This window comes from Rhodocyclus purpureus (assembly GCF_016653115.1).
GTDB classification, from domain to species: domain Bacteria; phylum Pseudomonadota; class Gammaproteobacteria; order Burkholderiales; family Rhodocyclaceae; genus Rhodocyclus; species Rhodocyclus purpureus.
Window position 1 is genome coordinate 17,839 of the sequence record NZ_NHRX01000035.1, and the last position, 10,576, is coordinate 28,414.

Here is a 10,576-nt window from a genome sequence, read left to right on the forward strand (position 1 = left end):
TCCCATGTCGATCCTGCAGCGTCCGCTTGATCTCGTCATCGTCACCGAAACCTATCCCCCGGAGGTGAACGGCGTCGCCATGACCATCGCGCGTCTGGTCGACGGCCTGCGTGCGGCGGGGCACCGGGTACGCATCGTGCGCCCGCGGCAGCCGGCCGACAGGGAGGATCCAGGCGACGCACGCGAACTGCTGGTCCGCGGACTGCCGCTGCCGGGCTATGCCGGCTTGCGTTTCGGCCTGCCGGCGTACGCGCGCCTGTCTGCGGCGTGGCGCGCGGCGCGCCCCGACGTGGTGCATGTCGTCACCGAGGGCCCGCTCGGCGCTGCGGCGGTCTCCGCGGCGCGCGCGCTCGGCATCCCGGTCACCTCCGGCTTCCACACCAATTTCGATCGCTACAGCCGGCATTACGGCTTCGGCTTCCTGCAGCCGCTGGTGGCCGCATATCTGCGCCGTTTTCACCGGCGCACGCGGCTGACGCTGGTGCCGACCGCGGCGCTGGCCGACAGCCTCGCCAGCGCCGGCCTCCCCGGTGTCAGGGTCGTCGGTCGCGGCGTCGATTGCACGCTGTTCGACCCGGCGCGGCGCAGTCACGAATTGCGCGCCACCTGGGGCCTCGCTGCGCCCGCCGAGCCCGTCCGGCCGGTCGTTCGCGCGCAGGCGCCTGCCGCCGGCAAGGCACAAGGCGAATTCGATCTCGCGCCGCCCCTGCCGGCCGAGGCAGGGTCTGAGGGGCAGGCGGCCGCCGGCGGACTGGTCGTGCTCTACGTCGGCCGACTTGCGGCGGAAAAGAACGTCGAGCTCGTCCTGCGCGCCTTCGCCGCCATCCGGGCGCATCGGCGCGACGCGCGTCTCGTCCTCGTCGGTGACGGCCCGCTGCGTGCGCGGCTGGCGCGCAATTGGGCGGGCGAGGGCGCGCCGGGTTCGAGTGCCTCGGCGGCGATCCATTTCGCCGGCCAGCGCTGCGGCGAAGACCTGGCGGCGCACTACGCCTCCGGCGATCTCTTCCTCTTTCCGAGCCTGACCGAAACCTTCGGCAACGTGACGCAGGAGGCGATGGCGAGCGGTCTGGCGGTACTGGCATTCCGCAGCGCGGCGGCGGCAGAACTGATCGTCGATGGCGAAAACGGTCGCACCGTCGCTCCGGGCGACGAGGCAGCGTTCATCGGCGCTGCCGTGCAACTGGCGAAGGAAGACGCGATCCGTCGCCGCCTTGGGCGACGTGCCCGGCAGTGTGTGCGCGAGCGGGACTGGAGCGGCGTCGCCGCACATTTTGCCGACACCCTGCGCGCTGCGGTTGTCGCCAGCGTGCGCGAGCCACAAGGGGAATTCGGCAGTTCGGGTGGGAAAACGGGTGGGGAAAGCTTCGCGCTGCCTCCGGATAGGCGGCAGGGCGAAGCTTGATTCGTGGCGGTGCGTGTGGCGCCGCTGCGTATCGGGGCCGTAATGTAGGAAAGATTCCGTCCATGCGCAAGCGTATGGAGTGCGCCTGCGCCGTCTGGCGCAGCCGGCCCGGCGGCGGCGCTTGATCTACGTCAATGCGGTTCGGCCTGGCTGGCGCTAACTTTCCGCTCTTTTTTGCGCCCCTTGTCGCGGGCGTCGAACCCCGTCCGCCCGCTTCCGCTGCGGACACTCCGAGGAATTGCAATGGCTCCCGCCTCGTCCCTGATCCCCGCCCCGGCGCAAAGCCGGCTGTTCATGTCCGGCAACGACGCGGTCTCGCGCGCCGTCTGGGAAGCCGGTGTCCGCGTTGCCGCCGCCTACCCGGGAACGCCTTCGACCGAGATGCTCGAAGTGCTGTCGACCTATCCGGACATCTACACCGAGTGGTCGATCAACGAGAAGGTGTCGCTCGAAGTCGCGCTCGGCGCCTCGATGGCCGGTTCGCGCGCCTTCTGCGCGATGAAGCACGTCGGCCTCAATGTCGCCGCCGACGCGTTGATGACGCTGACGCTGACCGGCATCAACGGTGGCCTGGTGATCGCGGTCGCCGACGATGTCGGCCTGTCCTCGTCGCAGAACGAGCAGGACTCGCGCAACTGGGGACGCTTCGCGCACATCCCGGTGTTCGAACCTGCCGATTCGCAGGAAGCCTACGCAATGACGCTGGCCGCCTTCGAACTTTCCGAGCGCTTCCAGGCGCCGGTGCTGCTGCGCCTGACGACGCGCATCTGCCACGTCAAGGGGCTGGTCGTCGTCGGCGAGCGCCAGGAACGCCCGGTGTCGGGCTTCACCAAGGACGCGGCACGCTGGGTGATGGTCCCCGGCAACGCCGGCAAGCGGCTGCCGCTGATGTTCGAGCGCGAGAAGGCGATGGCGCAGGCCGCGGCCGAGTCGCCGCTCAACGTGGTCGAGGACGGCAGCGACCGCCGCGTCGGCTTCGTCGCCTCTGGGCCAGCAGCGCTGCACGTGCGCGAGGCCTTCCCCGACGCGCCGCTGTTCAAGCTCGGCTTCAGCTACCCGGTGCCGATCGAACGCATCCGCGAGTTCGCCGCGGGCGTCGAGCGCGTGGTCGTCGCCGAGGAAGTCGATCCGCTGCTCGAACTCGAACTGAAGGCAGCCGGGATCGCGGTCGTCGGCAAGGAGATCCTGCCGCGCATCGGCGAACTGGCGCCGCACGTGCTGCGCCCGGCCGTCGCCGGACTGCTCGGCGAGACGCTGCCGGCGAGCGCAGCGCCGCTTGCTGCGCCTCTGCCCGTCTTCCCGCGGCCGCCGACGATGTGCGTCGCCTGTCCGCACCTCGGCGTCTATTACACGCTGTCGCAGGTGAAGAACATCACCATCTCGGGCGACATCGGCTGCTACACGCTCGGCGCCGGCCAGCCGTGGAATGCGCTCGACACCTGCATCTCGATGGGCGCGTCGATGGGCATGGCGCTCGGCCTCGACAAGGGCCGCAGCCCGGCCGAGAAGGACCGCAAGATCGTCGCCGTCATCGGCGACTCGACCTTCATGCACATGGGCATGCAGGGCCTGCTCGACATCGTCTACAACAAGGGCAACGTCACCGTGCTGCTGCTCGACAACCGCGCTGTCGGCATGACCGGCGGCCAGGACAACCCGGGCAACGGCCGCGACATCCACGGCGAGGAGACGGTGCGCGTCGATTTCCCGGCACTGGTCAAGGCGCTCGGCGTGCGCGAGGAGCGCGTGCATGTCGTCAATCCGTACGAACTGCCGACGCTGTTCAAGCGCCTGCGCGAGGAAACCAAGATCCCCGAACCGTCGGTGATCATTACCAACCAGCCCTGCGTGCTGGTCAAGGACTACCACAAGCAGCAGCCGTTCATGGTCGAGGAAGACAAGTGCACGGGCTGCGGCAACTGCGTCGAGGTCGGCTGCCCGGCGATCCACGTCACGCGCCGCGCCAAGGTGGTGAAGCCGAACGGCCGCGAGGTCGACCTGTCCTTCGTGCGCATCGAGACCGCGGCCTGTACCGGTTGCGGCCTGTGCGTGCAGCCCTGCGCGCCGACGGCGATCGTCCCGGCGCCGAAGGCGGCGAGCGTCCATGTCCTCAAGCAGCACTGAGTCCTCGCCAAGTCCAGTCCAGCGCGTCTGCCCGAACTCCTGAATCGAAAGCACCTGTCATGTCTGCTACCACCAACATCCTCGTCGTCGGCATCGGCGGCCAGGGCGTGATGACCGCCACCGAAATCCTCGCCGAGGCCGCAATCGCGCTCGGCCATGACGCCAAGAAGACCGAAGTCGCCGGCATGGCGCAGCGCGGCGGCGTCGTCTCCTCGCACCTGCGCTTCGGTAAGCGCGTGCTGTCGCCGCAGATCGCGCCGGGCGAGGCTGACCTGCTGCTCGCCTTCGAAGCCGCCGAAGGCATGCGCTGGCGGCACATGCTGCGCCCCGGCGCGCTGGCCCTGGTCAATCAGGGGCGCCTGTCGCCGCCGGTCGTCGAACTCGGCCTGTTCGAGTATCCGGAAGATCCGATCGCCTCGGTGCGCGCCGCCGGCACGCGCGTCGTCGCCTTCGACGCGACCTCGATCGCGCTCGCGGTCGGCGACATCCGCCTCGGCAACACGGTGATGCTCGGCGCCATCTCCGACTACCTGCCTTTTTCGGCCGAACTGCTCGAACAGGCGGTGTTGAAGCGCTTCGGCGCGCGCAAGCCGGCGATGCTCGAGCTCAACCGCCAGGCCTTCGCCGCCGGCCGGGCCGCAGCCGCCAGCGCGGCGACCGCCTGAGCGCCTGTCGTGGGAGCGGCTGCCTTGGAGCAGCCACCCGTCATCGCGAGCCCGCAGGGCGTGGCGATCCAGTGCGTAGGGCTGAATCCCGCCAGGCCTTGCACCGATTTCGCCACCGCTTTCTGCGGTAGAATCTGAATCCCTCCCGCGCTGGGTGCCGGGAGGGATTTATTTTTATAGCGGCGGTTCGACATGACGGCAAAAATTCTCGACGGCGCGGCGCTCGCACAGGAACTGCGCGCCGAATTCAAGCTACGCGCGGAAGCCCTCGCGGCGCAGGGCGCACGCCCCGGCCTGGCGGTGATCCTGGTCGGCGAAGACCCGGCCTCGCAGGTCTATGTGCGCAACAAGGTCAATGCCTGCGCGCAGGCCGGTTTCCACTCCGAGAAGATCGTCCTGCCGGCCGACGCGACGGCCGAGGCGCTGCTCGCGAAGATCGCGGCGCTCAACGCCGACCCGGCCATCCACGGCATCCTCGTGCAACTGCCGCTGCACAAGCACATCGACGCCGACGCCGTGCTCGAAGCGATCTCGCCGGAGAAGGACGTCGACGGGTTCCACGCCGAGAACATCGGCGCGCTGACGCAGGGCAATCCGCGCTTCATCCCGTGCACGCCGCACGGCGTGATGAAGCTGCTGGAGAAGGGCGAAGTCTCGCTGCAGGGCAAGGAAGCGGTGATCATCGGCCGCTCCAACATCGTCGGCAAGCCGATGGCGCTCCTGCTGCTCGCCGCCGGCGCGACGGTGACGATCTGCCATTCGAAAACCGCCGACCTCGGCTTCCACACGCGTCGTGCCGACATCCTCGTCGCCGCGATCGGCAAGCCGCGCTTCGTCAGCGGCGACATGATCAAGCCCGGCGCGGTGGTCATCGACGTCGGCATCAACCGCGTCCCTGAAGGCCAGCCGGACGCCGGCAAGCTGTGCGGCGACGTCGATTTCGCCTCGGCGAAGGAAGTGGCGTCGGCGATCACCCCGGTTCCCGGCGGCGTCGGCCCGATGACCATCGCCATGCTGCTCGCCAACACCCTGCTCGCTGCCGAGCGCGTGGCGGCGCGCCAGGGCTGATCCCGCGGGCGGGCGGATGTTCGGCGGCTCGCCGTACCTGCCGCTCGGCGTCGCCATCGTCGCCGAAGTGATCGCCACCTCGGCGCTGAAAGCCGCCGAGGGCTTCACGCGGCCGTGGCCCTCGCTCGTGGTCGTCGCCGGCTACGCGCTCGCCTTCTACTGCCTGTCGCTGACGCTGGAGCGGATCCCGGTCGGCGTCACCTACGCCATCTGGTCGGGCGTCGGCATCGTCCTCGTGGCGCTGCTCGGCGTCGTCCTCTACGGCCAGCGCCTCGACCTCGCCGCCGTCGTCGGCATGGCGCTGATCGTCGCCGGCGTCGTCGTCATCAACGTCTTTTCCTCGGCAGTGGCGCACTGAGCGCGTCCGCCAAGCGGCCAAGGTTTATCGTGAACTACAAAGGGATGAAGCAACCGTCCCCGTACAGCAGCTCGTCATCGCGAGCCCGCAGGGCGTGGCAATCCAGTGCGTAGGGCTGAATAGAAGAACGAACTGGATTGCCACGGCGCTGCGCACCTCGCAATGACGGTAATGAAGTGAATGGGCGTGTTTCATGCCCTGGGATGGCGCAACTCGCCATGACCGTTAATTTAAATTCAAGGAGATGAACATGTCGAATCAGCCGCTCGTCGGTATCGTGATGGGGTCGGACAGCGACTGGCCGGTGCTGCGCGCCTGCGCCGAAACGCTGAAGAGCTTCGGTGTCCCCTACGAAGCCAAGGTCCTGTCGGCGCACCGCACGCCGGATGCCGCACTCGACTACGCTTCCTCGGCCGCCGGGCGCGGGCTGAAGGTGCTGATCGGCGCTGCCGGCGGTGCCGCGCACCTGGCCGGCGTGCTGGCCGCGAAGACGCAACTGCCGGTGCTGGCCGTGCCGATGCCCTCGAAGCACCTGCAGGGGCTCGATTCTCTGCTGGCGATGGTGCAGATGCCCGGCGGCATCCCGGTGGCGACCTTCGCCATCGGCGAGGCCGGGGCCACCAATGCCGCGATCTTCGCCGTCTCGATGTTGGCGCTCTCCGACGAAGCAATGGCCGTGAAGCTGGCCGACTTCCGCGCCCGCCAGACCGAGAAGGTGCTGGCCAAGACCCTGCCCGATCTGCCCTGATCGCGGCTGATCCGCTGCGCTGCTCCTGCGACAGCCTCTCGTGGGAGCGGCGTAAGCCGCGAATTCGTGCTGCATCGGGTGGAATACGCCATGCCCCTCAAACCACTTTCTGACTGGATGAGCGTCCGTGGATAGCGCCACCATCGCCAGGGCAGTCGAGCTGCTGCGCGCCGGCCGTCTGGTCGCACTGCCGACCGAGACCGTCTACGGCCTCGGCGCCGATGCCGCCAATCCGGAGGCCGTCGCGCGCATCTTCGCGGCCAAGGGAAGGCCCGCCGATCACCCGCTGATCGTCCATCTGCCGGGCGCCGCCTGGCTCGAACAATGGGCGCGCGAGATCCCGCCGCTGGCCTGGGAACTCGCCGAAGACTTCTGGCCGGGCCCGCTGACCCTGATCCTCAAGCGCGCCCCCGGCGTCCCCGACGCCGTCACCGGCGGGCAGGACACGGTCGGCGTGCGCGTACCGGCACACCCGCTGGCGCTGCAGCTGCTGCGCGCCTTCGCCGCCAGCGAGCCGGCCCCGGGAACGGGCAAGCCGGGTGGCGGCCTTGCCGCGCCCTCGGCCAACCGCTTCGGCCGCATCAGCCCGACCTCGGCCGAACACGTGCGCGCCGAACTCGGCGATGCCGTCGACTTCGTTCTCGACGGCGGCGCCTGCCCGGTCGGCATCGAATCGACCATCCTCGACCTGTCGCGCGGCCCCGATTTTCCGCCGCGCCTGCTGCGCCCGGGGGCGATCACGCCCGAGATGATCCTGCGCACCACCGGCGTCGAGGTCGAAGTCGCCGGCAAGGCAGCGACCACCGACGCCCCACGCGTCTCGGGATCGCTGTCGGCGCACTATGCGCCACGGACGCCGCTGCGCCTCCTTGCTGCTTCCGAAGTGGACGCCGCCATCGGCGAGGCCGCCCGCGCGGGCCGGTCCATCGCCGTCCTGCGCCGCCTGCCGGAGGCCGGGCAGACGGCCGAGCTCCTGTCGCTGCATACGCGCTGGCTGCCGGCCGACGCCGAGGGTTTTGCCCGCGAACTCTACGCGGCGCTGCGCGAGGTCGATGCGCTCGGCGTTTCCCTGATACTGGCCGAAGCCGTTCCCGCCGCCGGGGAGTGGGCCGCCGTCGCCGACCGCCTGCGCCGCGCGGCCTGCGGCGCCGGTGCCTGAGCACCGGCGCGGGCTTTTCTTTCGCCGTCTGCCCGCTTATAATCTCGCAATCGCGTGGGGGGGTAGCTCAGCTGGGAGAGCGCCGCGTTCGCAATGCGGAGGTCGAGGGTTCGATCCCCTTCCTCTCCACCACCCGGACACATGAAAAAGCCCTGAGCAATCAGGGCTTTTTGCTTTTCTGGATCAATGCCAGGAAGCTCGATGAGCACCATCAGGGTTCTTCCTGCTCACGGTCGTCGATGCAGAGCAGGCTACTGTCGATCACGAACTGGTGAACCGACTGCAAAGACTGGGTCGGATTATTGAGAATTCCGCCTCATGACCTTATCCAAGCGTACGACCCGCCTTTTCCTGATTTGCCTCATCGGTAGCTTGCAGTTTTGCGTCGTCCACGCAGCCGATGCCGTGCGAGTCGGCGTCCTTGCCTGGCAGGGTTCGGAAGACGCGGAAATCCGCTGGTCTTCACTGGTCAATGACCTCGAAGAGCGCTTGGGCGGCAAGCATATCGAATTGCGCCATTTCGACCTGAACGGGATAGCAAGAGCCTTGCAGGCAGGGGAACTCGATTTTGTCGTGACCAACCCCGGCCATTACGTCACCCTCGAAGCCCAGAGCGGCATCACACGGATTGCCAGCCAAGTCGCCGGCAATATAACCAATCCAGAGCATGTCGTAGGCTCGGCTGTTGTCGTACTCGACCAGCGCGAGGACATCCAGCGCCTGGAAGACCTACGGGGAAAGGCACTGGCCGCGGTGTCGCCCGATGCCTTTGGCGGTTACCAGCTGATCCGTGCCGAATTGCGCAGGATCGGACTGGACCCTGAAGATGGGCAGGTCAAACCCGTGTTCACCGATTTTCCGATGCGCAAGGTGGTCGATGCTGTTGTCAATGGCAGGGCCGATGCCGGCATCCTGCGCGCCTGCCTGCTCGAACGCTTGGAGCACGAAGGCAGCCTGCCCATCGGTCAACTGCGTGTCGTCTCGCCACGCTCGGAAGTGATCGATTGTGTCGTCACTTCGCCACTCTATCCGGGATGGGCCTTTGCCGCAGCCAGTCGTACTCCGCCGGCCCTTTCCCGCGAAGTCCTGCTCGCACTGCTTTCGCTGCCCCCGGATAACCATCAGCAATCGTGGAGCGTTCCGGCCGATTATCACCCGGTCCACGAACTGCTGCGCGAATTGCAGATCGGTCCCTACGCTTTCCTGCGTGAAACCAACTGGGAGTCGCTGCTGCACCGCTATTGGCCTTGGGCCCTGGGACTTCTGCTCGTCATGCTGGCCGGCGCGGCGTACACCTTGCACGTTGAGCACCTTGTTCAACGGCGGACCAGGGAACTGACCTTGGTCCTTGACGAGCGTCATCAGCTGGAAACCCGGGTTCTGGCCGGGCAGCAACAGATGGATCATCTGTCACGCCTGTCGATTCTCGGCGAACTGTCCGGTCGCTTGGCGCACGAACTCAATCAGCCCCTGGCCACCATCGGGAACTATGCGCGCAGCCTGCTGCGCCGCCAGGACAGCGGCACGCTCTCGGAAACAGCCTTGCGCCAGGCCGCAGAAGAGATTGCCAACGAATCGGAGCGTGCTGCCGGCATTCTTGCCAGCATCCGCAGCTTTGCCAGAAAACGCAGCCGCAAACAGGAAGTGTGCGATATCACCGAACTGGTACGCGAGGCTGGCGGGCTGATCGGCGGCATGCTGTCGAAAAACTCGCCCATCGTGCTCCTGCACGAGTTGGCCCCGACGGACCGCCAGGTGTTGGTCGACCCCCTCCAGATTCAGCAGGTGCTGCTCAATCTATTCAAGAACGCCTGGGACGCCCAGCAATCGACCCGTGACGAACACCCCATCGAAGTCCGTCTCGAACGGGAAGATGATCGCTGCGCCATCGAGGTTCGCGACCACGGCCCCGGCCTGACCCCGGAACTGCAGGCACATTTCCTTGAGCCCTTCTTTACCACCAAGCCCGACGGTCTGGGCCTCGGCCTGCCCATCTGCAAGACCATCGTCGAAGCGCACGGCGGTGAATTGCGCGCCCGCGATGCCGATCCCGGCATCGTCTTCCGCTTTACCCTCCCGCTTGCCCGAAGCAGCGATACCGACACCAGGAGGACCCAATGAGCTCACCCGAGTCGATGCCCGTCGTCCATGTCGTTGACGATGAAGCCCCCTTTCGTCGCTCCCTGCTGTTTTTGCTCGAATCCGTCGGCTGGCAGGCGGTCGGCCACGATTCCGCCGAAGCCTTCCTGCAGGTGGCGCCGGAATTGCATGCCGGCGGTGGTTGCCTGGTGCTGGACATCCGCATGCCGCGCATCAGCGGGCTGGAACTGCAACGTCGCTTGCGCGCTGCCGGCTCACCCTTTCCGATCATCTTCATGACGGGCCACGGCGAGGTCGAACTGGCGGTCCAGGCGATGAAGAATGGCGCCGTCGACTTCCTGCAAAAGCCGTTCAAGGACCAGTTGTTCCTCGATACCATCGAGAGGGCAGTCCAGCTCAGCCTCGAACGCCATGCCGCCAATCGTCGCCACCGGGAAGCCCGGGAAGTGCTCGACCGCCTCTCTGTGCGCGAGTACGAAGTCGCCCGCTTGCTCGCCCTCGGCCTGGCCAACAAGGAAGCGGCGCGCCAGCTGAACATCAGCGACAACACCGTGCACGTCCACCGCCAGCATGTAATGGAGAAAACGGGGACCAGCAGTGCGGCCGAACTGGCACGCCTGATCCTGCGCGCCGACCCGAACGGGCTCGACTAATCGATTTCGGCTATTGTGTTAACCGAATGAGCGGATAGGCGATCCCGACTTCTCTTCCTACACTTGACCTCATAGATAAAAGAGGGGGGAAGCCAGGGCTTCCGCACTCGGAAAGCATCTTTTCCAATGAGATTGCCGGCCTGAAATAGTCCCTCCTCTTCAAGAGGATAGGGCTTCATCTTGCAACCTTTCTCAAAATCGCATCTACTCCGTGCCTTTGAGCCAAGCGCATGAGAGCGACGGAAGGGGGCTGCCTGATGGAGTGTCTGTCCGAAATCGATGACCCACGCAAGCCCAGC

The 10,576-nt window shown here is 67.0% G+C and carries 9 protein-coding genes and 1 tRNA gene; all 10 read left to right on the forward strand.

The window, feature by feature from the left end:
* Positions 1-4: 4 nt before the first annotated feature.
* The 10 genes from CCR84_RS07285 (at position 5) to CCR84_RS07330 (ending at position 10,277) form a co-directional block, all read left to right on the forward strand.
* Complete coding sequence (locus tag CCR84_RS07285; protein ID WP_242508599.1) at positions 5-1,402, forward strand: glycosyltransferase family 4 protein; 1,398 nt, start codon at positions 5-7, stop codon at positions 1,400-1,402.
* A 243-nt stretch (positions 1,403-1,645) separates the two neighbouring features.
* Complete coding sequence (locus CCR84_RS07290) at positions 1,646-3,526, forward strand: thiamine pyrophosphate-dependent enzyme (RefSeq protein ID WP_201210945.1); 1,881 nt, start codon at positions 1,646-1,648, stop codon at positions 3,524-3,526.
* Between the two features lie 59 nt (positions 3,527-3,585).
* On the forward strand, positions 3,586-4,191 hold the full coding sequence (locus tag CCR84_RS07295; RefSeq protein WP_201210947.1) for an indolepyruvate oxidoreductase subunit beta: 606 nt from the start codon (positions 3,586-3,588) through the stop codon (positions 4,189-4,191).
* A 192-nt stretch (positions 4,192-4,383) separates the two neighbouring features.
* A complete protein-coding gene (gene folD / locus CCR84_RS07300; protein WP_201210949.1) occupies positions 4,384-5,259 on the forward strand; it encodes a bifunctional methylenetetrahydrofolate dehydrogenase/methenyltetrahydrofolate cyclohydrolase FolD in 876 nt (291 codons plus the stop codon).
* Between the two features lie 16 nt (positions 5,260-5,275).
* Entirely contained in the window at positions 5,276-5,617 is a 342-nt protein-coding gene (locus tag CCR84_RS07305; RefSeq protein ID WP_201210951.1) for an SMR family transporter, read from the forward strand.
* Positions 5,618-5,867: 250 nt separating this feature from the next.
* A complete protein-coding gene (gene purE, locus CCR84_RS07310) occupies positions 5,868-6,365 on the forward strand; it encodes a 5-(carboxyamino)imidazole ribonucleotide mutase (RefSeq protein WP_201210953.1) in 498 nt (165 codons plus the stop codon).
* A gap of 127 nt (positions 6,366-6,492) precedes the next feature.
* On the forward strand, positions 6,493-7,524 hold the full coding sequence (locus CCR84_RS07315) for an L-threonylcarbamoyladenylate synthase (RefSeq protein WP_201210954.1): 1,032 nt from the start codon (positions 6,493-6,495) through the stop codon (positions 7,522-7,524).
* Positions 7,525-7,580: 56 nt separating this feature from the next.
* A tRNA-Ala gene (locus CCR84_RS07320) sits at positions 7,581-7,656 on the forward strand.
* A 186-nt stretch (positions 7,657-7,842) separates the two neighbouring features.
* A complete protein-coding gene (locus CCR84_RS07325) occupies positions 7,843-9,645 on the forward strand; it encodes a sensor histidine kinase (protein ID WP_201210955.1) in 1,803 nt (600 codons plus the stop codon).
* Complete coding sequence (locus CCR84_RS07330) at positions 9,642-10,277, forward strand: response regulator transcription factor (protein ID WP_201210956.1); 636 nt, start codon at positions 9,642-9,644, stop codon at positions 10,275-10,277. Before CCR84_RS07325 ends, CCR84_RS07330 begins: the two co-directional genes overlap by 4 nt.
* Positions 10,278-10,576: the final 299 nt, after the last annotated feature.

What these genes read in the sequence shown, in the direction of transcription:
- CCR84_RS07325 (WP_201210955.1), top strand. Translation starts at nt 7,843, where the DNA reads ATGACCTTATCCAAGCGTACGACCCGCCTTTTCCTGATTTGCCTCATC.
- folD (WP_201210949.1), top strand. Translation starts at nt 4,384, where the DNA reads ATGACGGCAAAAATTCTCGACGGCGCGGCGCTCGCACAGGAACTGCGC.
- CCR84_RS07330 (WP_201210956.1), top strand. Translation starts at nt 9,642, where the DNA reads ATGAGCTCACCCGAGTCGATGCCCGTCGTCCATGTCGTTGACGATGAA.
- CCR84_RS07290 (WP_201210945.1), top strand. Translation starts at nt 1,646, where the DNA reads ATGGCTCCCGCCTCGTCCCTGATCCCCGCCCCGGCGCAAAGCCGGCTG.
- CCR84_RS07295 (WP_201210947.1), top strand. Translation starts at nt 3,586, where the DNA reads ATGTCTGCTACCACCAACATCCTCGTCGTCGGCATCGGCGGCCAGGGC.
- CCR84_RS07285 (WP_242508599.1), top strand. Translation starts at nt 5, where the DNA reads ATGTCGATCCTGCAGCGTCCGCTTGATCTCGTCATCGTCACCGAAACC.
- purE (WP_201210953.1), top strand. Translation starts at nt 5,868, where the DNA reads ATGTCGAATCAGCCGCTCGTCGGTATCGTGATGGGGTCGGACAGCGAC.
- CCR84_RS07305 (WP_201210951.1), top strand. Translation starts at nt 5,276, where the DNA reads ATGTTCGGCGGCTCGCCGTACCTGCCGCTCGGCGTCGCCATCGTCGCC.